Annotated in this window: 17 protein-coding genes and 1 pseudogene; 11 read left to right on the top strand and 7 right to left on the bottom strand. The window is 63.6% G+C overall.

Annotation, left to right across the window (positions count from 1 at the left end; translation table 11 throughout):
• Positions 1–128: 128 nt before the first annotated feature.
• The 4 genes and pseudogenes from NA29_RS26180 to NA29_RS00250 all read left to right on the top strand — a co-directional run.
• Positions 129–299 (top strand): annotated as a pseudogene (locus NA29_RS26180) (TetR/AcrR family transcriptional regulator); the annotation flags it as partial.
• 93 nt (positions 300–392) lie between these two features.
• Positions 393–788: a hypothetical protein gene (locus NA29_RS26185; RefSeq protein WP_224786760.1), complete on the top strand. Its 396-nt coding sequence runs from the start codon at positions 393–395 to the stop codon at positions 786–788.
• A gap of 110 nt (positions 789–898) precedes the next feature.
• Positions 899–1,252 carry a RidA family protein gene (locus NA29_RS00245; protein ID WP_039394400.1) on the top strand — a complete coding sequence of 118 codons (354 nt, stop codon included), beginning with the start codon at positions 899–901 and terminating at the stop codon, positions 1,250–1,252.
• A gap of 130 nt (positions 1,253–1,382) precedes the next feature.
• Positions 1,383–2,615, top strand: a complete 1,233-nt coding sequence (locus NA29_RS00250; RefSeq protein WP_039394404.1) for an NAD(P)/FAD-dependent oxidoreductase — start codon at positions 1,383–1,385, stop codon at positions 2,613–2,615.
• On the opposite strand, the gene NA29_RS00255 is transcribed toward NA29_RS00250, so the two are convergent.
• The 4 genes from NA29_RS00255 to NA29_RS00270 form a co-directional block, all read right to left on the bottom strand.
• Positions 2,616–4,184: an SH3 domain-containing C40 family peptidase gene (locus NA29_RS00255; protein WP_052252406.1), complete on the bottom strand. Its 1,569-nt coding sequence runs from the start codon at positions 4,182–4,184 to the stop codon at positions 2,616–2,618.
• Positions 4,185–4,478: 294 nt separating this feature from the next.
• Positions 4,479–6,980: a TonB-dependent siderophore receptor gene (locus NA29_RS00260; RefSeq protein WP_052252407.1), complete on the bottom strand. Its 2,502-nt coding sequence runs from the start codon at positions 6,978–6,980 to the stop codon at positions 4,479–4,481.
• A 125-nt stretch (positions 6,981–7,105) separates the two neighbouring features.
• Entirely contained in the window at positions 7,106–8,209 is a 1,104-nt protein-coding gene (locus NA29_RS00265; RefSeq protein WP_052252408.1) for a FecR domain-containing protein, read from the bottom strand.
• Positions 8,206–8,736 (bottom strand): sigma-70 family RNA polymerase sigma factor, encoded by a 531-nt coding sequence (locus NA29_RS00270; protein WP_052253147.1) that lies wholly within the window; start codon positions 8,734–8,736, stop codon positions 8,206–8,208. The genes NA29_RS00265 and NA29_RS00270 overlap by 4 nt, the downstream gene beginning before the upstream one ends.
• 305 nt (positions 8,737–9,041) lie before the next feature.
• Between NA29_RS00270 and uvrA the strand changes: the two genes are divergently transcribed.
• A complete protein-coding gene (gene uvrA, locus NA29_RS00275) occupies positions 9,042–14,993 on the top strand; it encodes an excinuclease ABC subunit UvrA (RefSeq protein ID WP_039394408.1) in 5,952 nt (1,983 codons plus the stop codon).
• 254 nt (positions 14,994–15,247) lie between these two features.
• Positions 15,248–15,556 (top strand): DUF4148 domain-containing protein, encoded by a 309-nt coding sequence (locus NA29_RS00280; protein ID WP_072633155.1) that lies wholly within the window; start codon positions 15,248–15,250, stop codon positions 15,554–15,556.
• Between the two features lie 499 nt (positions 15,557–16,055).
• Here the strand turns inward: NA29_RS00280 and NA29_RS00285 are convergent, their stop codons facing one another.
• Positions 16,056–16,982, bottom strand: coding sequence for a dienelactone hydrolase family protein (locus NA29_RS00285; protein WP_095178403.1), 927 nt, complete (start codon positions 16,980–16,982; stop codon positions 16,056–16,058).
• Between the two features lie 252 nt (positions 16,983–17,234).
• Here NA29_RS00285 and NA29_RS00290 point away from each other — a divergent pair, with 252 nt between their 5' ends.
• Together NA29_RS00290 and NA29_RS00295 are read left to right on the top strand one after the other, a co-directional pair.
• Positions 17,235–18,551: an O-acetylhomoserine aminocarboxypropyltransferase/cysteine synthase family protein gene (locus NA29_RS00290; protein WP_039394414.1), complete on the top strand. Its 1,317-nt coding sequence runs from the start codon at positions 17,235–17,237 to the stop codon at positions 18,549–18,551.
• A 254-nt stretch (positions 18,552–18,805) separates the two neighbouring features.
• Positions 18,806–19,657 carry an undecaprenyl-diphosphate phosphatase gene (locus NA29_RS00295; protein WP_039394417.1) on the top strand — a complete coding sequence of 284 codons (852 nt, stop codon included), beginning with the start codon at positions 18,806–18,808 and terminating at the stop codon, positions 19,655–19,657.
• Here the strand turns inward: NA29_RS00295 and NA29_RS00300 are convergent, their stop codons facing one another.
• On the bottom strand, positions 19,658–20,521 hold the full coding sequence (locus NA29_RS00300; protein ID WP_039394421.1) for a LysR substrate-binding domain-containing protein: 864 nt from the start codon (positions 20,519–20,521) through the stop codon (positions 19,658–19,660).
• 149 nt (positions 20,522–20,670) lie between these two features.
• Between NA29_RS00300 and psrA the strand changes: the two genes are divergently transcribed.
• Both psrA and NA29_RS00310 read left to right on the top strand, forming a co-directional pair.
• Positions 20,671–21,768, top strand: coding sequence for an iron-containing alcohol dehydrogenase PsrA (gene psrA, locus NA29_RS00305; RefSeq protein ID WP_039394424.1), 1,098 nt, complete (start codon positions 20,671–20,673; stop codon positions 21,766–21,768).
• 251 nt (positions 21,769–22,019) lie between these two features.
• Entirely contained in the window at positions 22,020–23,327 is a 1,308-nt protein-coding gene (locus NA29_RS00310; RefSeq protein WP_052252409.1) for an MFS transporter, read from the top strand.
• A 110-nt stretch (positions 23,328–23,437) separates the two neighbouring features.
• Here NA29_RS00310 and NA29_RS00315 read toward each other — a convergent pair whose 3' ends face one another.
• Positions 23,438–23,689, bottom strand: a complete 252-nt coding sequence (locus tag NA29_RS00315; RefSeq protein ID WP_039394429.1) for a hypothetical protein — start codon at positions 23,687–23,689, stop codon at positions 23,438–23,440.
• A gap of 746 nt (positions 23,690–24,435) precedes the next feature.
• On the opposite strand from NA29_RS00315, the gene NA29_RS00325 reads away from it, so the two are divergent.
• Positions 24,436–24,753 (top strand): DUF4148 domain-containing protein, encoded by a 318-nt coding sequence (locus NA29_RS00325; RefSeq protein WP_039394437.1) that lies wholly within the window; start codon positions 24,436–24,438, stop codon positions 24,751–24,753.
• Positions 24,754–24,909: the final 156 nt, after the last annotated feature.

The raw sequence follows: 24,909 nt of genomic DNA on the forward strand, positions 1-24,909 counted from the left end.
ATGAATAAGCGCATAATAGCGAGCGTGTACCCGGCATGTCAAATAGGACGTGTCTGGGGAGGCAGGTACGTTCGGGTCGGGTAGACTTGGCGTATTGCTGTCGCGAAATCCGACCCACCCATCGCTCAATGACTCCTGATAAAGCTCTCTCGCAAGCCGAACCGCCCCGCAAACGCACGCGTGGGCGTCCTACGTGCGACTGCACGCACGGTGCCGACGCGTTGCTCCTCAACGCCCGTCGCATCTTCGCGCAGCGAGGGTTCTATGCGAGCAGCGTGCGGCAAATTGCCGAAGCATCCGGGGTCGACGCTGCGTTGATTTCGCATCATTTCGGATCAAAAGAAGCGCTTTGGGTCGCTGTAGTCGATCAGATTGCAGGACTTACGCATGCGATGGTCGAAGAGACCCATGCCCTGCGCGACGCACCGGGCGACGCGTCCGAGCGCATCGAAAAGGCCGTGCGCGTCTTCGTAGAAGCGGTGTTCGATAACCCGGACGTCGGCATGTTCTTTTCGACGGCCGCGACCGAAGAAGGCGAGCGGCTCGACATTCTCACGCAGCGGCTCGTGCGCCCATATCGCGACGCGATGGTGCCACTCGTTGCCGACTGGCTCAAAGCGCAGAACCGTCCAGTCTCCGACGCCGACGTGATGTTCTTCATGCTCACGTCCGCCATCAGCAAGACCGTTTCCTACCGTCACATGATGGGGCCGTTCCTGCCCCCGGAAGGCATGGCCGATCTCAAGCGCACGGTGCTCGATTGCGCGATGGCGCTGATCCGGCAGTGACGCAACGCTGAGAAGATGGACGTCCCAACGCGGGAAGTCCGCAAGCGTCGTATAAGATAGCGGCACCCGGGCCGACTCCCGGCCCGCCTTTTTCTTTACGGTGCCCCCCTATGTCGAACGAAATCAAGCGTCTGCACACCAACGCTCGCATGAGCCAGATCGTGATCGCCAACGGCGTCGTGTATCTGGCCGGTCAGGTCCCCGACACCGCCAACGTGTCCGTCACGCAGCAAACTACCGAAATCCTCACGCGCATCGATTCGCTGCTCGCCGAAGCAGGCGTGAACAAGTCGCGTCTGCTGACCGCGAACATCTGGCTGTCGGACGCCAAGCACTTTGCCGAATTCAACGCCGTGTGGGACGCCTGGGTGCCCGAAGGTCACGCCCCGACGCGTGCCTGCGTGCAGTCGCCGCTCATGCGCGCTGGCCTGGAAGTTGAAATCGCCGTGACCGCACTGGCGTAATTCCGCCGTTCGTCACCCGTCTGTGCGCGCGCCGCGTGCGGACGCCGGGCTCGTTCGCGCGTGATGTGAGGCGCATGAGCCCGCTCCCCCTCCTTCTCTGATGGTCTGACCGCTCGTCGGACACCTGCTCATGACGTACGACGCCCTAGTGCTCGGTGCCGGTATCGTTGGTGTTTCCGTGGCTGTGCATTTGCAGCGACGCGGCATGTCGGTCGCGCTCATCGACCGCAAATCGCCCGGCAACGAAACCTCGTTCGGCAACGCCGGGCTGATTCAACGCGAAGGCGTCTATCCGTACGCGTTTCCGCGCGACCTCGGCACGCTGCTGCGCTACGCACGAAATCGTTCCACGGACGTGCGCTATCACCCGTCCGCCATGGGGACTGTCGGGCCCTTTCTCGCGCGCTACTGGTATCACTCGGAACCTGCCCGTCATGCGGCCATCGCACGCGACTACAGCACGCTGATTGCGCATTGCGTGACGGAGCATCGTGACCTGATCGCGGTGTCTCGCGCCGGGGCGTTGTTGCGTGAAGGCGGTTGGGTGAAAGTGTTTCGCACAACGTCTGCGATGGACGCGGCACAACGTGACGCCGAGCGCTGGCGCAACGAATACGACGTGCCGTTCGAGCGTCTCGATGCTGCGCAATTGCGTGCGGACGAGCCATCGCTCACGCACGCGTTGGTGGGCGGGCTGCGTTATACGGCGTCCGATTCGGTGAGCGATCCGGGCGCGCTGGTCGCCGCCTATGCGCGTTACTTCGAATCGCTCGGCGGACGCATTTTTACCGGCGACGCGACCACATTGCAGCCGCACTGGTCGGTGCAGACCGAAGTGGGCCGCATCGAAGGCCGTCGTGCAGTCATTGCGCTGGGGCCGTGGGCGGACAACGTGACCCGGGCGCTCGGCTACCGCTTCCCGCTCGCCGTCAAACGCGGCTATCACATGCACTACCGCGCGCAGCCGGACGCGAAGCTGAATCAACCAGTGCTCGATGCAGAGTACGGCTTCCTCATCACGCCGATGACGGGCGGTATTCGTCTGACGACGGGTGTCGAACTCGGCCTGCGCGACACGCCGCCCACGCCGGTGCAACTGGCGGCCGTCGAACCGCTGGCGCGCGAGACATTCCCGCTCGGCGAGCGTGTCGACCCGGTGCCGTGGCTCGGACGCCGTCCCTGCACACCGGACATGAAGCCGATCATCGGCCCCGCGCCGGGGCATCGCGATCTGTGGTTCGCGTTCGGTCACGCGCATCACGGCCTCACGCTCGGGCCAGTGACGGGACGCCTTGTCGCAGAACTGATGACGGGCGACTCGCCGGTGGTCGATCCCGCGCCGTTCAGGGCCGAACGCTTCTGATCACTGCGGCATCTCTTCCGGAGAGTCGACGCTGGGCGATGGCGTTGACTCGTTCGATTCGTCACCGCCGATCACGCTGATCTCGAACAACGGCTTGCCTGCGAGCGAACGCACCTCCGGGTCTTCCGGATAGGTCTTGAGCAGCGGGAGGATGACTGACCCGCCAATCACATTGCGACGGCTGTTATCCGCTGGCGATAACCCCCACACGTTCTGATACGTCATCGGCACGCTCACGCCGTCTCGTTGCGCATTGCCCAGGTACAACATGATGTGACCGTTGATATGGATGAGCGTCATGAGCGGCCGACCGCGCTCGGCGAGCGTGCGCAGTCGCGTGTCGATGTCGGCGTTGCGCAGATCGGTACGCCGTCCGGCACGCAACTGATCGGACGAATGTCGCGGTAGCCACACGCCGAACGGCGCGAACAGACTGCGCGTCTCGGCCGAGCAATCGTTATAGAAGAGCGTGTTGCCCCAGCCGTACGGACGTCCGATCTGTTGCTTCATCACCTGCGCCATATGACGTGGCGTCAGCGTCCACGGCATCCGCACGAAGTCTGATGCGTCGAGCGCAGCCATGCGGACTTGCGCTTGTCGCTGTGCGTCGGCGATGGGGAACATCGCCATCTGACGTCCGTCTCGCGACTGCACCAGCGGCAACACCGTGCCGATGGGGGCGAACGTCCGGTAGAGGGTTGTGGAGGTGCCCGGTACCGTGTCGCTCAACGTTGCATCGCCACGCACGATCGCACCGAGACTGCGCTGCGCGGCGTCGCGCCAGATGGCGACGAAGCGCGCGTCGACGGACGCCACCGTGCGCGCATCGATCCAGCCGATGAGGTCGGGTGAGTACACGAGCAACCACGCGCCGTCCTGACTGCGCGCGAGCGTGTAGACCGGCGTGCCGGGGCGCAGCGCGGAGTCCTGCAAGGCGTCGAACGGATAGCCTTCGCCTGCTTCGCGGAAATCGTAGAACGCGGGATCGTTCGTCGGCAGCAGGCGCACGAGCGCGTTGTCGACGGTGATGCCGCGTCGGCGCGGGTCGTACTGCCAACTGGCGTGATCGGTGTCGAGTTGCGCGAGTGCCATGTTGGACTCGATCGCGCGGATCCACGCCTGCGTATGCGGCTGGAAGTTCTCGCCGTAGGTCTTGCGAATCCCGGGGCGGCTATTGTCGAAACGGCTGACGCGGCGTGCCTGCGAATCGGCGAGTTGCGCAGCACCGCCCGCGTTCAGGAGCGATGTGGCAAGCCACGTGCCGTTCCACGGCGACGGATCGCGCGGTGCAGTGCCGAAGTAGCGGGCGCGGAATACGTCGAAGCGGCGGGTCTGTTCCTGTGCGGAAAGCAGTGGCTGATCGTAACCGGAGGCGTCGGGCCGGATCCAGTGATCGACGTCCTGATCGTAATGCTCGATGGGGAAGCGGCTGATGTTGTACCGCGCGGGGGGGGCCGCCGATGCCGTGCGCCCGGTCGCAGGCGACGATTCCGGTGCGGGAGTGCTGGCGCACGCCGCGAGCATGATGAGCGGCAGGACGGCGGGCAGCCATGTGAAGCGGCGCCGCATATGTCCCTTATGCCCCGTATGTGCCGTATGTCCCGTATGTCCCGTATGTCCCGTATGTCCCGTATGTCCCGCATGCCCCGTCGAAAGGTCACGGCGCTGGCTGTCGGAAGAGACGCTGGTACGGAACGAGAGAGCGCGCTGCAAGGTGCTGCGCGCCGCGAGAATTGCGCCCATGTCGTGCAAAGGAAAGCTCGGATGCCGCCATGCTACTCCATCGCCGCGAGGCAACTCCCGAGACGGCTACGCGTTGGGAAAGTGGCTTGCGTGACGCCTCGTCCCCAACGCGTCTATCCCTTACCAGCGGGCCGTCACGCTGCCGATCACCGTGCGGCCCGTGCCGTAGTAGCACTGCACGGTGGTGTTGCAGCCCGCCACGTAAGTGCGATCGAACAGGTTGGTCGCGTTCAGTTGCAGACGCCAGCGCCAGCCGATGTCGGCGTGCAGCGACGCATCGACGAGTGTCACGCTGGGCACCGAGAACGAGTTCACCGAGTCGCCCGCCGTCTGGCCGAGATAGCGGATACCGGCCCCCGCGCCGAGCTTGGCATCGCCCACATTGCCGAAGTTATAGTCGGCCCACAGCGACGCCATGTTGCGCGGCACGCCATACGGACGCTTGCCCAGATCGGTGTTGTTGCTGCGGGTGACTTCCACGTCCTGATACGTGTAGCTCGCCACCATGTTGAGCTTCGACGTGAGGCTCACGCGCGCTTCGAGTTCCACGCCGCGCGAGCGCACCTCGCCCGTCTGAATCGTGTTGCGCGTGTTGGTCGGATCGGCGGTCGAGACGTTTTGCTGCGTCAGGTTGAACAGCGACGCTGTGAAGATGGCATCGGTGTTCAGCGGCTGGTACTTCACACCGATTTCGTATTGCTGACCTGTGGTCGGCTCAAGCGGCGTGCCCGCGAGGTTGGTCGAAAGCGTGGGCAGGAACGACGTCGAATAGCTGAAGTACGGCGACAGACCGATGGCCGATTCGTACAGCAGGCCCGCGCGCCACGTGAACTTGTTCGGCGTTTGCTTGACCGACGACTTGTTGAGGTTGTTGTCGGTCGTCGACCACGTGAAGTCTTCGCGGCCGCCCAGCGTCAGATACCAGCGGTCCCAGCGCATCTGGTCCTGCAGGTACAGGCCGAGCTGCGTTTGCGTCTGGTCGGTGCTGGTCGTGGGGTTGGCGGGCAACACACCCTTCACGCCATAAACCGGCGCGTAGAGATCGAGCGACGGTGCGGAACCCGACCACACGCGGTTCAGGAAGCGCTGCGTCTGGAAGTCCACGCCGCCGACCATTTTGTGCGCGACGGGGCCGGTCGTCGTGTCGTACTGCACGTTGTTGTCGAGCTGCCAGCCGTTGAGGATCGGCGCGGCCTGATAGGCCGTGCGTTGCAATGTGCGTTGATCGGCCAGTAGCGCGGTGCCATAGATCGACTTGTAATCGAGATCCATGTGCGTGAAGCGCGCCGTCGAGCGGAATTGCAGCGCGTCGTTCACACGATGTTCGAATCGATAACCGGTGGCGACCTGCGTCTTGCGATAGCGGTCGAACGACGGATCGCCGGTGAGCAGATCGCGGTCGATGCGTCCCCAGCGGGAGTCCTTCACCATGCCCAGCGCCGGGCCGTAGCTGACCGACGAGCCCATGTTGTCCTGCATGTAATTGACGAACCACGTGAAGCTCGTCTGCGCGTTCGGACGCCACGTGAGCGACGGCTGAATCATCAGACGGTCATCGCTCACGTTGTCGGTCTGCGCGTTCGACATCCGGCCAAGGCCTGTGATGCGATAGAGCAACGTGCCGTCTTCGTTGGCCGGCCCCGTCATGTCCACACGCAGTTGACGACGGTCGAACGTGCCGTAGTCGACGCCGATCTCGCGGTAGGCTTCCGCGCTCGGTGCCTTGCTCACCAGATTGACGAGACCGCCGAGGTTGCCTGCGCCATAGAGGATCGAGCTGGGTCCGCGCAGCACTTCCACGCGCTCAAGTGTGTACGGATCGACGCGAACGGCGGCGTAGCTGCCCGGGCGATTCGCGATCTGTGGCACGCGCAGGCCGTCCCAGTAGACGTCGGCGTTGAAGCCGCGAATGTAGAACCAGTCGGCGCGGGTGTCGCTGCCGTACGGATCGGCGTTCACGCCTGCGGCGTACTTCAGCGCGTCCGTCACGGTCTGGACCGCCTGATCGTTCATCTGATCGCGCGGGATCACGCTGATCGATTGCGACGTCTGCATGATCGACGTATCCGACTTGGTCGCCGTATCGCTGCGCGTGGCCACATAGCCGAGCACAGGACCGCGTGCGACGTCGCGCTCGGCGCGGGCGGTCACGTTGGTCTGCGGCAGGGCGACGGCCGCACCGGTGGCTGTCGCGGCCGCAGCATTCGGGCCGGGCGCGACGATGTAGCCGCCGTTCGGCTGGCCCGTCGCCTGCAGGCCCGTGCCTTCGATCAGGATCGCGAGGGCGAGCGACGGCGTGTACGTGCCGGAGACGCCTGCCGTACGCTTGTCGGCGATCTGCGCGGCGTCGTACGAGATCATCAGGCCAGTCTGCTGCGCGAAAGCGACCAGCCCCTGTTGCAGCGAACCGGCGGGGATGTGCAGTGACTGCGCGGCGCGCGCAGCGGTGGCCGTTTGTGCTTGCGCGTCCGTCGTCGTGAGGACGGTCAGTGCAGACAGGGCGCTCAGGGAGCTCAGGGAGAACAGCGCCCCGGCGGCGAGGGTGACGGCGCGGTGTGCATGATGAGCGGGCGTGCGGGCACGTGCGGCACGCGAGAGCGTGTGGCTGACGTGAGAAGACATGACGGCGGTTTCCTTTCCTGGGAGCATCGAAACATCGAAATGGGCTTTCCTGTCTATGCCCCGCGAGATTCGAAAACCCCTCAGTCCGACGTCAAAAAATTTTCGGTGTGTTGCTAACGGCCGTTTTAGGTGTGCGTGCGGTCGCCGCCGATGGCGCGGCGCGTGGGCACTTCGGTGGGTGAACGGCCGGTGTTTGCGCTCGCGTTGTTGCCCGGTTGAACGCGCACGAACCAGCGGGTGTAGCGCTGGACGTCGACAGGCAAGGCCCGTGACAGCATGTCGAGCACGCGGTCGGTGTCGTCGACCGGATAAATGCCCGACACCGGTAAGCGCGCGATTTCCGGCGCGCAGCCGAGATGCCCGCGGCGATAGCGACCCAGTTCCGCGAGGAACGCGCCGAGCGGCATGGCGTGCACGATGAGCATGCCTTGCGTCCACGCGGCGGCGGCATTGGCGACGCCAACATCGTCAAAGCGTGAGCGCAGGGCCGTGGCGTCGAAGGTGGCGCCCTGCCCGGCCGTGAGAACGACGGCGGCGCCGGTCGCGTTGGCCGGGACCACACGCACCGCGCCTTCCAGCACGGCCACGGCGGCACTTTCGTCGTGCTGACGGACGGCGAAACGTGTGCCGAGCGCCTGGAGACTGCCCTGCGCGGTATCGACGAAGAACGGGCGATGTCCGTGATCGGCGTCCGCACCGGTGGTGATGGCGATTTCCCCGCGCACGAGCCGCAGACGACGCAAGTCCTGCGAGAAGTGCATGTCGACGGCGGATTCGGTGTTGAGCACGAGGACAGTGCCGTCGGCAAGCTGCACCGTGCGGCGCTCGCCCACGCCGGTGCTCAGATCGGCACGCCAGGCGCGCACGGTGTTCGAGTCGCCGGCCGACCAGACCGCGCCCGTCACACCCGCGACGGCGATGAGGCCGAGCACGCGGCGACGGCCCTGATTCGCGTTGGCACGCACGAGCGTGTTGTGTGCAACCAGCGCAGGAATCGTCCGAAGATGCGCGCCGAAGTCCACCAGACGTTGCCACGCGAGCGCGTGTCGTGCGTCGGCGTCATGCCAGCGTTGCCAGTCGGCTTGCATGGTGGCGTCCGCTTCGTCATTGGCCCCGACGGCTTGCAGGCGGACGAACCATTCGGTGGCCGCAAGCGTGACGGCTTCCGGTAACGGCGTAGCGGTTGCGAAGCTGGCGGCGCTCTGGTCGGAGGGCATCGGACGGCTCATGCGGCATCTCCGAAGCAGCAGGCGTGCAGGGCTTTGACGATATGGCGTTGCACGGTGGCGATGGAGATGCCGACCGTCTCGGCGATGTCGCGCTGTGCGAGGCCGTCGAGTTGCGACATGAGGAAGACGCGGCGCACGACAGGCGGCAGGCCGTCGAGGCGACGATCGATGTCGATGAGTGTCTGGAGCAGGATGGCGCGGGTCTCGGGATCGGGCGCGACGGCTTCGGGCTGTGCGGCGAGCGCGTCGAGATAAGCGGCTTCGATCTTGCGATGGCGATGCAGATTGGCGACGAGCCCTTGCGCCACGACGGTGAGAAAGGCGCGGGGTTCTCGCGGGCAGACGGGGGTGTCCTTGCTGAGCAGGCGCACGAAAGTGTCGTGCGCGAGGTCGGCGGCGTCGCCGTGATTGCCGAGTTTGCGATGCAGCCAGTTGCGTAGCCAGCCGTGATGATCGTAATAGAGCGAAGCCACGCCGGACGCGTCCGCGCGTGCGTGATCTTTGCGTCCCCCGTTGTCGTCACGCATCATGATGTTGGCTTGGTCGCCCGAACCGGCAACCGTCGCTGATCTAGCAGCTTTTGAGGTTAATGATAATCATTCGCATCATATCATGACCTATCGTGCGGTGACGGATGGAGGGGGCTGGATTAAGACCACCGCGAATGGGGGATTGGGTTGATGCTGTACAAACATACAGTACAATCGCAGCGTACCGGCGACGTCTGGATGCTGCCAGCGACTGTCGCATCGGCCTGATACAGTAGTTCCCCCGAGGCGCGTATGCGCTCTGTCGTTTTGTCGTTTTCGCACTGATACGGCTCTGATACCCAGTGGACAAGTCCTCCTCGAAACCCGACCCGTCGGCCAGCCACGCCATTCGTATTCGTGGCGCCCGCCAGCACAACCTCAAGAATCTCGACGTCGATATCCAGACCGGCGAGATGACCGTCGTGACCGGTCCGTCCGGTTCCGGCAAGTCCAGTCTGGTCTTCGACACGCTGTTCGCCGAAGGCCAGCGTCGCTATGTCGAGACGTTCAGCGCTTACGCCCGCCAGTTCCTCGACCGCATGGACCGTCCGCAGGTCGACCATGTGGAAGGCGTGCCGCCCGCCATCGCCATCGATCAGACCAACCCCGTGCGCAGCTCGCGCTCGACGGTCGGTACGATGACCGAACTCAACGATCACCTCAAGCTCCTCTTCGCCCGCGCGGCGGCGCTGTTCGATCGCGAAACCGCCCAGCCGGTGCGTCACGACACGCCCGAGACGATCTACGCCGATCTCATGGCGCGCACCGCACAGAGCGATCCGCGTCTGGTCGTCACCTTCCCGGTCGAGTTGCCCGGTAGCGTCACCCCCGACGAAGTGGCGCAATGGCTCTCGGCGTCCGGCTACACACGCGTGCAGGCCGAGCGCGAAATCACGACCGCCGAAGGTACGCGCAAGGTGCTCGACGTTGTCGCCGATCGCTTCCGTCTTCAGAACACGGAGAAGGCGCGCGCGATGGAAGCCATCGAGTCGTCGCTCAAGCGCGGCCGTGCCCGGGTGAACGTCTATGTGCTGGCCGAAGAAGGTGAGCCGGACATCTGGCGCTATTCGCAAGACCTGCATTGCCCCGATAGCGATCTGCATTACGCCGATCCGCAACCCGCGCTCTTCTCGTTCAACTCTGCGTATGGCGCGTGCGAAGCGTGTCGCGGGTTCGGTCGCGTGATCGGCGTCGACCTCGGTCTGGTCATTCCCGACGAACGCAAAACGTTGCGCGGCGGTGCAGTCAAGACGATTCAGACGCCCGCGTGGAAAGAGATTCAGGAGGACCTGCTGGAGTACGCAGGCAAAGCGGGCATCCCGCGCGATACGCCCTGGTCGAAGCTCTCGCCCGAACATCGCGAATGGGTCATCGAAGGTGACCCCGACTGGCAAGGCGAATGGAACAAGCAGTGGTATGGCATTCGCCGCTTCTTCGGCTATCTGGAGTCGAAAGCGTACAAGATGCACATCCGCGTGCTGCTCTCGAAGTACCGCAGCTACACCACGTGCGACACGTGTGGCGGTGCGCGTCTGAAGACCGAAGGTCTGCTGTGGCGACTCGGCTCGAAAGAGAATGCCGACGCCGTGCTGCCGCCCGCTCAGCGTTTCATGCCGCGTGGTGTGTCGTGGTCACGCGAGCAACTCGAAGCGCTGCCCGGTCTGACGATGCACGATCTGATGCTCATGCCGATCACGCGCGTGCGTCAGTTCTTCGATTCGCTGACGTTGCCGTCCAGCCTGCTCGATGACGCGCTGAAGCTGCTGCAAGAAGAAGTCGGCACACGTCTGAAGTATCTGTGCGACGTCGGCATCGGCTACCTCACCCTCGACCGCCAGAGCCGCACGCTTTCCGGCGGCGAAGTGCAACGTATCAATCTGACGACGGCGCTCGGTACGTCGCTCGTGAACACGCTGTTCGTGCTCGACGAGCCGAGTATCGGTTTGCATCCGCGCGACATGGACCGCATCGTCGCCGCGATGCATCGGTTGCGCGATGCCGGTAACACGCTGGTCGTCGTGGAACACGATCCGGCCGTGATGCTGGCCGCCGACCGTGTCATCGACATGGGGCCAGGGCCGGGCGAGCGCGGCGGGCAGATTGTGTTCGACGGCACGCCGAAGGAAGTGCGTCAGGCCGACACGCTCACCGGCAGCTATCTCGGCGGCCGCAAGCATGTGGCGAACGCGTCGAACTGGCGCGCGCGTCCGGTGGACGAGGCGACGCCGCGTCTGACGCTGACAGGCGCTCGCGAGCACAACCTCAAGCATGTCGATGTCGACATTCCGCTGGGACGCCTCGTCTGCGTGACCGGCGTCTCCGGCTCCGGTAAGTCGACGCTGGTGCAGGACATTCTCAGCCCGGCGCTGGCGCGTCACTTCGGTGACCCGACCGAAGCGCCGGGTGCGCACGACGAACTGATCGGTGCCGAGCAACTGTCGGGCGTCGTGTTCGTCGACCAGTCGCCTATCGGCAAGACAGCGCGCTCGAATCCGGCAAGTTACGTCGGCGCATTCGACGAAATCCGCAAGCTGTTCGCCGCTGAGCCGGTTGCGCTGCAACGCGGTTATAACGCCAGCACGTTCAGCTTCAACTCCGGTAATGGCCGTTGCCCGACATGCGGCGGCTCGGGTTTCGAACACGTGGAGATGCAATTCCTGAGCGACGTGTATCTGCGTTGCCCGGATTGCGACGGCAAGCGCTACCGCGCCGAAGTGCTGGACGTGAAGATCCAGCGTGCTATCCCCGGCGAAGCGATGCGCGAACTGAGCGTGTCGGACGTGCTGGAACTGACCGTCAACGAGGCCGTGAAGCTGTTCTCGTCGGATCGTGACGTGCTGCGTGTGTTGCAGCCGATCGTGGACGTCGGTCTCGAATATGTGAAGCTCGGCCAGCCTGTGCCGACGCTCTCCGGTGGCGAAGCGCAACGTCTGAAGCTCGCCGGTTTCCTGGCAGAAGCAGCACAGAAGAAGACGGCGAGCGGACAGAAGGTCGCGCATCGTGGCCGTCTCTTCATCTTCGACGAACCGACGACCGGGCTGCACTTCGACGACATTGCGAAGCTCATGCGCGCGTTCGGCAAGTTGCTCGATGCAGGCAATTCGCTGCTCGTCATCGAACACAATCTGGACGTGGTGCGTGCGGCCGACTGGATCATCGACCTCGGGCCGGAAGGCGGCGAAGGCGGTGGCGAAGTGTTGTGTGCGGGGACGCTTGCGCACGTCGTGGCGTGCGAAGGGTCGCATACCGGGCGCGCACTGGCCGAGTACGAACGTACGGTAGTCGCGCCCGCTCAGGCTGTGGCAGCGGGTAAGGAGTCGGATAAGGAGCCGGATAAGGCGTCGAGCGATGCCGGGATGCCGCTGCAAACGGCATTGCGTGCTGCGCGTGCACATCGTAAGCCTGCGGGTGGCGACGACATTCGCATCGTCAATGCGCGCGAGCACAACCTGAAGTCGCTCGACGTCGCGATTCCGCGTGGCAAGTTCAGCGTCATCACCGGTGTGTCGGGCTCGGGCAAATCGACGCTCGCGTTCGACATCCTGTTCAACGAAGGGCAGCGCCGTTACCTCGAATCGCTCAACGCGTATGCGCGGTCCATCGTGCAGCCCGCGGGGCGTCCCGAAGTGGATGCCGTGTACGGTATTCCGCCAACGGTGGCCATCGAGCAACGGTTGTCGCGGGGTGGACGCAAGAGTACCGTCGCGACGACCACGGAAGTCTGGCACTTCCTGCGTCTGCTGTACGTGAAGCTCGGCATTCAGCATTGCATCCACGACGGCGCGCCGGTGACGGCACAAAGCCCCGACTCCATCGTTGCGCAACTCATGCGCGACCGTCGCGGACAGCACGTAGGGCTGCTCGCACCGCTCGTCGTCGGACGTAAGGGGATTTACACCGATCTGGCGAAATGGGCCAAGGCACGCGGTCATTCGCATCTGCGTGTCGACGGCGTTTTCCTGCCGGTCGATCCGTGGCCGAAGCTCGACCGCTTCCGCGAACACACCATCGAGTTGCCGGTCGGCGATGTCGTGGTGACGCCCGAGAACGAAGGCTTGCTGCGCACATTGCTCGCGGCGGCGCTGGAGCTGGGCAAGGGCGTGATGCATCTGCTCGCCCCGCTCGACGGGCTGGGCGACACGATGACCGACGAGCAACCGGGCGAAGGCGTGGGCGAGATCGAGGTGTTCTCGGTCAAGCGGGCGTGTCCGGTTTGCGGCACGAGCTACCCGGATCTCGATCCGCGCATGTTCTCGTTCAACAGCAAGCACGGCTGGTGCACGACGTGCGTCGGTACGGGGCTCGCACTCACGCGCGAACAGCGTGAAGCGTTCGACGATACCGTCCTCAATCAGGACAATCGCGGCCGCGAGCATTCGCTGCCGTCGCAGGATCAGGAGCCGGAAGATGTGGGCGATCAGCCGTGCCCGGATTGCCACGGCGCGCGCCTGAACGGTGTGGCGCGTGCGGTGACGTTCGACGAACACGCCATCTCCGAAGTCGCGCAATGGACCGTGACGGACGTGCGTCAGTGGATTCAGGGCCTCGAACTGCAAGGTCGGGATGCGAGCATCGCCCGCGATCTGATCAGCGAAATTCAGGGGCGTCTGGAATTTCTGGAAGAGGTGGGCCTCGGCTACCTCACGCTCGACCGCGCCGCACCGACGCTCTCGGGTGGCGAGTCGCAACGTATTCGTCTCGCGGCGCAACTCGGCAGTAACTTGCAGGGCGTGTGCTACGTGCTGGACGAGCCGACCATCGGCCTGCACCCGCGCGACAACGGCATTCTGCTCGGCGCGCTGCGCAAGCTTGGCGATCAGGGCAACACGCTGGTCGTGGTCGAGCACGATGAGGACACGATTCGTCGCGCGGATCACATCATCGATATCGGCCCGGGGGCAGGCAAGCGGGGTGGCATGCTCGTTGCGCAGGGCAATGTGGAGGATCTCGCCTCGCATCCCGATTCGCTGACCGGCAAGTTCCTCGCCCATCCGTTGCAGCATCCGATTCAGCCGCGCCGCGAGGTGGTGACACCGGCCAAGGGAGCTGAGGCCGTTCCGTCGAACTGGCTGACGGTGCACGGCGCAACGCTTCATAACCTGAAGAACGTGACCGCCTCGCTACCGTTGTCGCGACTCACGGCGATCACGGGTGTGTCCGGTTCCGGCAAGTCGACGCTCGCGCGCGATGTGCTGATGACGAACCTGCTCGACGCCGTGGGGCGTTCGGTGTTGTCGTCGCCCGCGGAGCGTCGTGCGCGCAAGGGCACGGTGCGCCATGCAGTGAAGGCAGACGGCAAGCCGCGCGCGAAGTCGGAAGCGCCCGCAGAGCCGCGTCGTCCGGTGGTGCATGCGTGGCACGGATGCGAATCCGTGACAGGCTGGGAGACGATCGATCGTGTGCTCGAAGTCGACCAGACGCCCATCGGCAAGACACCGCGTTCGTGTCCGGCTACCTACATCGGCTTCTGGGACACCATCCGACGTCTGTTCGCCGACACCCTCGAAGCCCGCGCGCGCGGCTACTCGGCCTCGCGCTTCTCGTTCAACACGGGCGAGGGCCGGTGTCCGGCCTGTGAAGGTCAGGGTGTGCGGACCATCGGCATGAGCTTCCTTGCGGACGTGAAGGTGCTGTGCGACGTCTGCCACGGGCAGCGCTTCAACGCCGAAACATTGGCGGTGACGTGGCGCGGCAAGAGCATCGGCGACGTGCTGACGATGGAAGTCGACGAAGCCGTTGAGTTCTTCGCGTCGATGCCGAGCATTGCGCATCCGCTGCAACTGATGAAGGACGTCGGGCTGGGGTACCTCACGCTGGGGCAGCCGTCGCCGACGTTGTCGGGTGGCGAAGCGCAACGTATCAAGCTGGTGACGGAACTGACCAAGGTGCGCGACGACATTACGCGTCGTGGACAGAAATCGCCGCACACGCTGTACGTTCTCGACGAGCCGACGGTCGGGTTGCACATGGCGGACGTGGCACGTCTGATCAACGTGCTGCACCGGCTGGTGAACGGCGGACATACGGTCGTCGTCATCGAGCACAACCTCGATGTGATTGCCGAAGCCGACTGGATCGTCGACATGGGGCCCGAGGGCGGCAAGGACGGCGGTACCGTGGTGGCCGCCACATCGCCGGACGAGCTGGCGAAGGTCAAGGCAAGCCACACTGGCATCGCACTCAAACCGGTGCTCGCGCAGACGGCCGGAACCGGTGCCACGGTGGTTATGCCGGAGGAAGCGACCGCGAAATAATCGGCCAGCCGGATATTCGCTGTAGCCCGACGGGACGCCTGATACAGGCGTCCCGTCTTTATTTGCGGCTCAGGAGGCGTAAATCGTATACGAAATAATATTCGACGCGACACGCCAAGACGTTTCTTATTATTTCAAAAATAGAAATTAGAAATAGACAATTATCGACTTTATTGCGATAGGTGCGACTAATACACTTCAACTGTCGACGATGAATTGAACATCGCCTCTTTCAGACAGACAGGAGAAACACCATGAAGCGCACTCTTATTACCTCTGCCCTCGTTTCCGCAATGCTCGCCGTCTCGGCCGGTTCGGCTTTCGCCAGCGACGCTTTTGACGGTCCTTCGGAATTCTCGTGGGTTCCGCAAACCAGCGTGCTGACCCGCGCACAAGTTCGTGAAGAACTGGTGCAGGCGCAAAAGGCCGGTCTCGTGGTCCAACACGACTCTGTGTACCCGAAGGCAGTCCCGAGCGCACAACCGGCAACGGCCAGCGCCCCGGTCACGATGGGTTCGGTTGGCGGGCTGCAAAAAGCCGGTACGACCTACTTCGGTAACTAATCGCACTTGCGAATCGCTGTACTTGCCGTAACCCCGTGAGCCAGCGCTAACGCAGCGCGACGTGACTCCGGGAAAGCAGTCTCCGATACCAAATCGGCCGCCTTGTTTGCGGCCGATTTTGTTTTGGGCGCAGGCTTTTCATTTCGACGCGCTCCGTCAGGTAGCGCAACACTTGTGGAAAAGCCTGTAGATAACCTTGTTAGCAAGCTGTGGCAGGGTTGTGGGTAAGCCTGTGGATACTCGTGGGATATGCGGTGGAAAAGCGGGGTAAAAGTCGGCAAAAAGATGTGAATAACCCGTGAGTATCCAGTGGATATGTGGTGAATTTCCTGTGCATGACCCCGGGACAATCCTGTGGATTTCCTGTGGGAATCTGTGAGATTTCTGTGATTAACCTGTGGATGGCCTGTGGATAGATTTGCACAAGCCGGTCGCAGACGCCCGTCTGGTCTGCCTCTATGGCAATACGCCTGCCGACAGGTCGGAAAAACCGCGAAACTTACTTCCCAAAAGCTGCACCCAAAAATTCGGTAACGCGATTTATCGCGTCATCGCGCGCCTCGGGCTGGGTGCCGGTGATCGGCACGATGTGCGTTTTGGGATGGGTGAACTCGGGGCGCGAGCGGACCGGGAGATTCGGATAATCGAAGTCGTGATACGCGCCCGGATAGATGTGGAACGTAATCGGTGCGCCTTGCGCGGTAACGTCTTTCACGAACGCGTCGCACGGGGCCGCCTGGGTCCAGACGTCCTCCGCGCCCGTGAGCAACAGCAGCGGAATCCTTGTCGACCAGTTCGCGCCCTGCGCGCGGGTATTGCACCAGCCGGGATAGAACGCAACGGCGGCCACGAAGTCCGGCGAAGATGTCGCATTCTGTGTGCGACCGGGACCTTTGGGGCCGATGGCGAACAGCGTGGACCCGCCACCATGCGACCACCCCATCAACGCGATCCGGTCCGACCGGATACCCGGTATCGATTGCAGGTAACGCAACGCGCCATAAGCGTCGCGCGGGCGTTCCTCCCAAGGGCGCACCGGCCCACCTTTCGCACATTCGCTGCCTTGCCCCCGCGAAGTGAAACTGTCGACCATGAGCACCGCATACCCTTGCGCATTGAACCGCTGCGCCCAGTCCAGTTCGCGACGGTCGATCGCGCCCTTGCGCGAGAACATGCCGTTACAGCCATGCATGAAGACCACGGCCGGTGTCGGCGCGCTGGCATTGGCCGCACGGAACAGATAGGCGTCGATCATCACGGGGGCGCCATTGGCATCCTTGTCCAGCGACGGGAGGCTGAGCTTTTCTTGCGCCTCGGCGTTGCCGGTCGAGACGAAAGCGAGCGCGGACATTACCGTGAGGGCGATGGCAAACGAAGCGACGGCGCGATTCGCGCGAGCGGTGCACGGCAGCGACGTAGCGGGCATAAGGAGTCTTCGCCAGGAAGTGCGGCCGCCGGTCTCGGCACCGCTATTTGCCCGACTTTAGCGCGTGTTTGCGCCACCGTGTCGCTCGCCATATTACGAACGGTTGCAAGCCCTTCGGCCGTTCCTCGCTAAGCATCCATGCATCGGAGATAAGACGGTGCGTCGCCGCAGATTAGAATGCCATCGGAGACCTAAGCAATGCATCGATCCGTTCCGTCAACGGAACGTTCTATCTTCCCGGAGACATTCGACATGGCAGACAACAACGACAAACGCGACACCGCGTCACAAGCGCCCCAATGGCGACTCGAAACACTGGCCGTGCACGGCGGGTACCGTCCCGATCCGACCACGCGCGCGGTTGCCGTTCCGATCTATCAGACGGTGGCGTACGCCTTCGACGATACGCAGCACGGTGCGGACCTGTTCGACCTCAAGGTGCCCGGGAACATCTACACACGCATCATGAACCCGACGCAGGACGTGCTGGAGCAGCGCGTCGCGGCGCTTGAAGGCGGGGTGGCGGCGCTGGCGCTCGCGTCCGGTCAGGCGGCGGTGACCTATGCGATTCAGACGATTGCCGAGGCGGGCGACAACATCGTCGCGGCCAGCACGCTCTATGGCGGCACCTACAACCTGCTGGCACACACGTTACCGCTCTCGGGCATTACCACGCGTTTCGCCGATCCGCGCGAACCGGAATCCTTCGAGCCGCTGATCGACGAGAAGACGAAAGCCATCTTCGCGGAGTCGGTCGGCAACCCGCTGGGCAACATCACCGATATCGCGAAGCTCGCCGAGATCGCGCATCGTCACGGCATTCCGCTCATCATCGACAACACTGTGCCGTCGCCTTACCTGCTGCGTCCGTTCGAACATGGGGCGGACATCGTGGTGCATTCGCTAACGAAGTATCTCGGCGGGCACGGTACGAGCCTCGGCGGCGCCATCGTCGACTCCGGAAAATTCCCGTGGGCGGAACACAAGACCCGCTTCAAGCGACTCAACGAACCGGATGTGAGCTATCACGGTGTGGTGTACACGGAAGCGTTCGGACCGGCCGCATACATCGGTCGTGCGCGCGTGGTGCCGCTGCGCAATACCGGTGCGGCCATCTCGCCGTTCAACGCGTTCCAGATTCTTCAGGGCATCGAGACGCTCGCGCTGCGCCTCGACCGCATCACCGACAACGCGCTAAAGATCGCCCAGTATCTGAAGACGCATCCGAAGGTGGAGTGGGTGAACTATGCGGGCCTGCCGGAGCACCCGGACCACGGGCTGGTGAAAAAGTATCTGTCGGGACGCGGCCCGGGCATCCTCACCTTCGGCGTGAAAGGCGGCCACGCCGCCGGTGCCGCGTTCCAGGACGCGCTGCAACTCTTCACGCGTCTGGTCAACATCGGCGACGCCAAGTCGCTCGCCACGCACCCGGCATCGACCACGCACCGTCAACTGTCGCCGGACGAACTGCGCAAGGCCGGGGTGAGCGAGGAGACAGTGCGTCTGTCCATCGGCATCGAGCACATCGACGACCTGCTCGCCGATCTGGATCAGGCGCTTCGCAAGTAAGCGGGTTGCAGTTTCGACAGGCGCAACGATTATCGTCGCGCCCGTCACTGCGAAATACCGCGAAATGCGGCAAGAAGCCGTGAATTGGTGCGCGAATTCACGGCTTGTCCCGAACCTCATTTACGTCCAATTCTGACGGAGTATGATGCGCGGCAGCCGGTTGGGGGCAGGTGACCGGCACCGCCGTCATATGACTGTCACGAAAACGTCATCATGCCGGCGTACTGTCCTTGCCCATTTCTCAAGGATTGCGCATGGACTATTTGCAAGTGCTGGTGCTCGCCATCGTGCAGGGCGTGGCGGAGTTGCTCCCGGTGTCGAGTTCCGCACACGTCATCATGGCCGAGAAGCTGATGGGGCTCGATCCGTCGACGCCCGCCATGACGTTGCTGCTCGTGATGCTGCACACCGGCACCATGCTCGCCGTGATCGTCTACTTCTGGAAGTCGTGGCGCGAACGTTACTTCTCTTCGAAGCACGATTTCATTCACAACGCGAAGCAGGTCATCATTGCGACGGCCTTCACCGGCGTGATCGGTCTGGCGCTGATGTTCTTCATCGAGAAGGTGTTGATGCGCGGCTCCGAACACGCCGAGATCGAGCATCTGTTCGGCAATCTGTACATCATCTCCGCCGGTCTCGCGATGGCGGGCATTCTGATCCTGATTTCGGGCCGCAAGCGTGCGCCGATGGGCGATCGTCCGATGCGCGGCAGCGACTCTGCGTGGATCGGCGCGGTGCAGGGTGTCTGCCTGCCGTTCCGTGGTTTCTCGCGCTCGGGTTCAACCATCTCCACGGGCATGCTGCGCGGGCTCGACAAGGTGCGCGTCGAGGAATTCAGCTTCGCGCTGGCGGTGGTTCTCACCCCACCGGTCATCGTCAAAGAGGCTTACCGTCTGTATAAGTCGGGCGGCGCTCAGACGCTCTCCGGTCACTTCATGTCGGTGCTCACGCCGAGCCTCGTCGGCATGGTGTTCAGCTTCCTTGCGGGACTGATTGCGCTGCGCTGGCTGTCGCGCTGGCTCGAGCACGGTCGCTGGTATCTGTTCGGCATTTACTGCCTCGTGGCGTCGGCCGTCGTGCTCGTCTCCAGCCAGTATCTGTAATCACACCAGCCCGGCGACGACGTCCAGAAAGGCCGCGATGGCGCGCGATGCGCGCCGCTCGGCCAGACAGACGATGACGGTGGTCGTCTCGACGCGTGCGTCACCGATGGCGACCGTCGCCAGCCGCTCGTCCGGCGTGTGTTCGCGTGCAGACACCGCCGCGATCCCCAGCCCGAGGATCACCGCTTCACGGATCGCCTCACGGCTGCCGATCTCCATCGCCACGCTCGGCACCACACCCGCCTCCTGCATGGCCACTTCGAGCGCGTGACGCGTCGTCGACCCCGGTTCTCGCATCAGCAGGGGTTCGTCCGCCAGATCAGTCAGTTTGACGCTGCGGCGTCGCGCGAAGCGATGCGTACGCGGCACCAGCAGCACGACCGGATGCGTGCGGTACGGCACGGCGTGCAGACGTGCGTCGTCGTGATAGCGCGCCAGCACGGCGACGTCGGTGCGATACGCCAGCAGGCTCTCGATCATCTCCTCCGAATTGCCCGGCCGTACGGAGATGCGAATCCCCGGAAAGCGTGGTTGAAACGCCGCGACGATCTCCATCGCGTGATGCGGCCCCACCGCCCCCAGACGTAACTCCCCGGTACGCAGCCCGCCATGCTCCTTGAGCAGGCTGAGCGCTTCCGCTTCGTCCGAAAAGATGCGCAGGCTCACCGAATACAGCGCTTTACCGGTCGGCGTCAGCGTCAGTCCGCGGCCGTGGCGATAGAACAGCTCAACCCCATACGTTTCCTCCAGCGCCCGGATCTGTGTCGTCATCGTTGGCTGACTGACGTGCAACGCCTGCGCAGCACGCGTGACGCTGCCGTGGCGCGCGACTGCGTGAAACGAACGCAACTGGGTAATCCGCATCGATGTCGCTCCCGTGACGAGGTATAGGTTTTATCAATAGATTGACGAAAAAATGTGAATTGGAAGTATAGGACGACGCTCACCATAATCCAGCTCAATCTTCGCTAATCGATCGCAACGTCATCCGGCGCGGCGGCCCAAAGACCATCATGACTGCACGTTCGCGTTTCCATAATCCGGTCGACGTCCACTTTGGTCCGGGCGCGCTGGACGCTCTGCCCGAGCTCGTCGGTCACCGTCGCGCGGTGCTCGTCACCATGCCCGAGGCACGCGCGCTCGGCATGACCGGACGTATCGAAGCGTTGCTGGGCCAACGGCTCGCGGGGGTGATCGATCAAGTCAGCCCGAACCCGGACGTGCGCGAACTCGCGCCGATGTACGGCGACTTCTGGCGGCGCTATGGCCAATGCGAAGTCATCGTGGCGCTGGGCGGCGGCAGTGCGCTCGACACGGCCAAGTTGCTGATGGTCGCGGGCGACGATGACCGATTCGCCACGCTGGTGGACGCGCTCGATGCCGGTGGCACCTTCCGCCCGACGCGCATCAAACGGCTCATCACCATCCCCACTACGGCAGGCACCGGTAGCGAAGTCACGCCCTGGGCCACGCTGTGGGACCGCCATGTGAAGCGCAAGAAATACTCGCTGCATTTGCCCCAGACGTGGCCTGAGGCGGCTATCGTCGACCCGGCGCTGACGCGTTCTCTGCCGCGCAGCATCACGCTGCAAAGCGGTCTCGACGCCCTCTCCCACGCGCTCGAAGCAATCTGGAACGTGAACGCCAACCCCGTCTCCGACACCTTCGCCGTGACGGCCGCGCGCGACATGATGCGTGTGCTGCCGGGTCTCATGACATCGCTTGACGATATGACGCTGCGCTCGCAGGCAGCGCTGGCCGCACTTCAGGCGGGCATGGCGTTCTCCAATACGAAGACAGCGCTGGCGCACTCGATTTCGTACGACATGACCATTCGTCACGGCCTGCCGCACGGCATTGCCTGCTCGTTCACGTTGCCAGCGGTGATGCGCCTGGCCATCGGCCGCCGCGCCGATCGCGACGCGGTGCTGGCGCAAGTGTTCGATGGCGACATCGCAGGCGCACCCGACAAGTTGACGGCCTTCCTCAACGGTCTGGGGGTGGCGACGGAATTTTCCGCTTACGGCGTGAGCGAGCCGGAATCGACGGCGATGATCGCGGCCGCCCTCGATGGTCCGCGTGGGCGCAATTTCATCGGCGCTGCGGCCTGAACCTGATTCGAACGGGCGGCGTCGTGTTCGTCGCCCGGTGTTGTCGACGTTGTCGCTGTCGTTGGCCCAGTAGTCCCCGTATGCGTGTTTTCGCGTCTTACCCGCAGTCCCCGCAACATCCATCATCAAAACGATAGCCGCCCACCGGTCACCGGCACGGGCGGCACCGAGACATCCAGGAGACAGACGCCCGGCGCAGACCGGTGCGTCGCAGCGCGCCGCCGGGGCGCGGCGCATCAACAGGAGGCGCAATGGAACAGGTTCTCACCGGCGTTGGCACGCGGGATGCCGTCAACGACGAAAAAGCGGTGCGCACGGTCGCGCTGGCCAGCCTGATCGGCACGACCGTCGAGTGGTATGACTTCTTTCTCTACGGGACCATCACCGGTCTCGTGTTCAACAAACTCTTCTTCCCCAGCGGGGACGCCTTCGTCGCCACGGCGCTCGCCTACACCGTGTACGCGGTGGGATTTGCGACGAGACCGCTCGGCGGCATTCTCTTCGGGCATTTCGGGGATCGGCTCGGACGCAAACCGCTCCTGATCGTCACCCTCACCATCATGGGCGTGTCGACGTTCCTGATCGGGCTCGTGCCGACGTACGACAGCATCGGCATTGCCGCGCCGCTCATCTTGTTGTTCCTGCGGCTGCTGCAAGGCATCGGCCTCGGTGGCGAATGGGGCGGCGCGGTGCTCATGGCGTTCGAATACGCGCCACGCGACAAGCGCGGTCAGTTCGCGGCGTATCCGCAGATCGGATTAGCGGTGGGGTTATGTCTGTCGACGGGCGTCGTCGCCCTGCTCTCGTCGACGCTGACCGACGCGCAATTCATGTCGTGGGGATGGCGTCTCGCGTTCATGCTGAGTCTGGTGCTCGTCGCCGTGGGCATGTTCATTCGATTGCGGGTGTTGGAGACGCCTGAATTCGCACGTATCAAGGACAGTCAGCATGTGGCGCACGTGCCGCTCTCCGAGATCGTGCGCGACTATCGTCGCAACGTGCTGCTCGGCTGGGGCGCGCGGTATATCGACGGCGTGGTGTTCAACGTCTACGCCGTGTTCGCGATTTCGTATCTCGTCGGCACGCTGCATTTTCCCAAGACGCCGATTTTGCTGGCCGTCACCCTCGCTGCGCTCGTGCTGGTCGTGACGATTCCCTACGCGTCGAAGTTGTCGGACCGCGTCGGGCGACGTCGCGTGTTCGCATGGGGGGCGCTGGCGTGTGGCGTGTCGTCGATTCCCGCGCTCGCGGTGATGCATTTCTCGTCGAACGTCTGGTGGGTGTCGCTTGCTGTGATCGTGCCGCTGGGCGTGGTGTACGCGTTCGTGTACGGCCCGGAGGCGTCGCTGTTCTGCGAACTGTTCGACACGCGCGTGCGCTATACCGGCATCTCGGTCGTCTACCAGGTCTCAGGCATCGTTTCGAGTTCGATCACGCCCTTGATTGCCGCGACGCTGCTCGAATACGGCGGACACAAGCCGTGGTGGATTGCGGTGTACGTGCTGGCGGTGGGATGCCTGTCTGCGGCGTGCGCGAAGGCGATGAAACGGACTTATTGAGACGAGAGTGAGAGGAGAGGGTCAAGCCTTGGGGGAAGCATCCCGCACTGCGGGAGCACGGCAGGCCGGTGGATGGCTCCCCGGCTTGCCGTTTTTTTGCGCTGCGCGGATTACTGACCGAAGTAGATCGAACCGGCGCGGTTCACGCGACCCGGCACTTCATACACCGGCGAGACGACCGAACCGGCTTGCGCAGCGACTGCGCCCGGTTGAGCCTGCACCTGCGTCTGTGCCTGAGCTTGCTGTTGAACTTGTTGCGGCTGGGCGGGCGGCTGCGTGTTTTCGGCAGCGCTCGCGCTGGTCATGACGCCTGCGCTCAGCAGGGCGGCGGCAAGGGTCGATGCGAACAGAGCGTGTTTCATTTTCATTTCTCCTGTCTGGCGAGACGTCCACCATGGGCGCCGTCATTGCCGCCAATCTACGCGCGCGGCACAAGGAGAAAAACGCGGTCCTGGATAAGGACGCATTGCTGAAAATGAAATAATCGACCGTCATTTAAGCCGATACGTTCGGGCCGCCATGCAATCGACGCCCGACGGACCGGTCAACTGTCTATTAGCGACGCGTTACGCGCACTTCCTGTTGACGGCGCGAACGGGTGGCACGGCTGCGAAGATACGACGCGGTGAGCAGCGAAGCGCTCGCCAGCAAAAGGAAAGAACCGAGGGCAGCCATGGTAATGCTCCTGTACTGACCGGCATCGTCCGCGGTGCGGCGCACCCTGCGAGCCACGATGTCGGCTGACTTCATCATGTTGTCACTCTACTGCTGACGCACTTCGCGATAAACCCCATCGCGCTAAAGACCCTGTTGCGCACAGCGGCATGCCGGTCGAAAACGGCTCGAAAACGTGCCGAAATCCCCTCGCATATCCTGTTCAACGGCATTAAGCGGTTGATTTTCAATAGTTTTTTCGAATCGGACGATCGGTTGCATTTCGTAGACGTTCAGTTGCGAAAAAACCACGGGTTTTCCCTAAGATTCACTCATGCCAACGCGACGGACACCGCAACGCAGCAAAACGAAGTGCCCCCCGGCCTCGACGCTGATGATGCCCCGAACGCTAGCTGAACCCGAAGTATTCAACCAAATTGACAGGAGTCTCACCATGAACACTCGTATCCTTGCTGCCGTTGTTGCCGCCGCTTCGTTCGTTTCCGCCTCGGCTTTCGCAGACGCTCGTTACAACGACAACACGCCCGACGTCGCCGCCGCGACGCAAAGCCAGGTCAGCCGCGCAGAAGTTCGCGCCGAACTGGTCCAGGCCGCCGCAAACGGTCAACTGCTGCAAAGCGAAACCGGCGCACCGCTGGTGGCCGCTGCCCAAACGCAAAACGTCGCCCCGGCCGCCGCAGCGCTGACCCGCGCCGACGTCCGCGCACAACTGAGCGACCGCAACGTGTTCGCACAGGACAGCCGTTCGTAATCTGAGCGTCCCTGGAGTACTGCAGTACAGCAGCACCCACGCATCGCCCCCAAGCGATGCGAAGCCGCCGACCAGCATCAGGTCGGCGGCTTTTTTCATGGCGATTGGGAAAGGGCGCAACGGGTATGCGATGCAGCGTGTGCCCGCTGGTTGCGG

The sequence above is a fragment of the Pandoraea sputorum genome (genome assembly GCF_000814845.2).
Taxonomy (GTDB): Bacteria; Pseudomonadota; Gammaproteobacteria; order Burkholderiales; family Burkholderiaceae; genus Pandoraea; species Pandoraea sputorum.

Coding starts and splice junctions, on each gene's coding strand:
- NA29_RS26185 (WP_224786760.1), top strand. CDS start 393: ATGGTCGAAGAGACCCATGCCCTGCGCGACGCACCGGGCGACGCGTCC.
- NA29_RS00245 (WP_039394400.1), top strand. CDS start 899: ATGTCGAACGAAATCAAGCGTCTGCACACCAACGCTCGCATGAGCCAG.
- NA29_RS00250 (WP_039394404.1), top strand. CDS start 1,383: ATGACGTACGACGCCCTAGTGCTCGGTGCCGGTATCGTTGGTGTTTCC.
- NA29_RS00255 (WP_052252406.1), bottom strand. CDS start 4,184: ATGCGGCGCCGCTTCACATGGCTGCCCGCCGTCCTGCCGCTCATCATG.
- NA29_RS00260 (WP_052252407.1), bottom strand. CDS start 6,980: ATGTCTTCTCACGTCAGCCACACGCTCTCGCGTGCCGCACGTGCCCGC.
- NA29_RS00265 (WP_052252408.1), bottom strand. CDS start 8,209: ATGAGCCGTCCGATGCCCTCCGACCAGAGCGCCGCCAGCTTCGCAACC.
- NA29_RS00270 (WP_052253147.1), bottom strand. CDS start 8,736: ATGCGTGACGACAACGGGGGACGCAAAGATCACGCACGCGCGGACGCG.
- NA29_RS00280 (WP_072633155.1), top strand. CDS start 15,248: ATGAAGCGCACTCTTATTACCTCTGCCCTCGTTTCCGCAATGCTCGCC.
- NA29_RS00285 (WP_095178403.1), bottom strand. CDS start 16,982: ATGCCCGCTACGTCGCTGCCGTGCACCGCTCGCGCGAATCGCGCCGTC.
- NA29_RS00290 (WP_039394414.1), top strand. CDS start 17,235: ATGGCAGACAACAACGACAAACGCGACACCGCGTCACAAGCGCCCCAA.
- NA29_RS00295 (WP_039394417.1), top strand. CDS start 18,806: ATGGACTATTTGCAAGTGCTGGTGCTCGCCATCGTGCAGGGCGTGGCG.
- NA29_RS00300 (WP_039394421.1), bottom strand. CDS start 20,521: ATGCGGATTACCCAGTTGCGTTCGTTTCACGCAGTCGCGCGCCACGGC.
- psrA (WP_039394424.1), top strand. CDS start 20,671: ATGACTGCACGTTCGCGTTTCCATAATCCGGTCGACGTCCACTTTGGT.
- NA29_RS00310 (WP_052252409.1), top strand. CDS start 22,020: ATGGAACAGGTTCTCACCGGCGTTGGCACGCGGGATGCCGTCAACGAC.
- NA29_RS00315 (WP_039394429.1), bottom strand. CDS start 23,689: ATGAAACACGCTCTGTTCGCATCGACCCTTGCCGCCGCCCTGCTGAGC.
- NA29_RS00325 (WP_039394437.1), top strand. CDS start 24,436: ATGAACACTCGTATCCTTGCTGCCGTTGTTGCCGCCGCTTCGTTCGTT.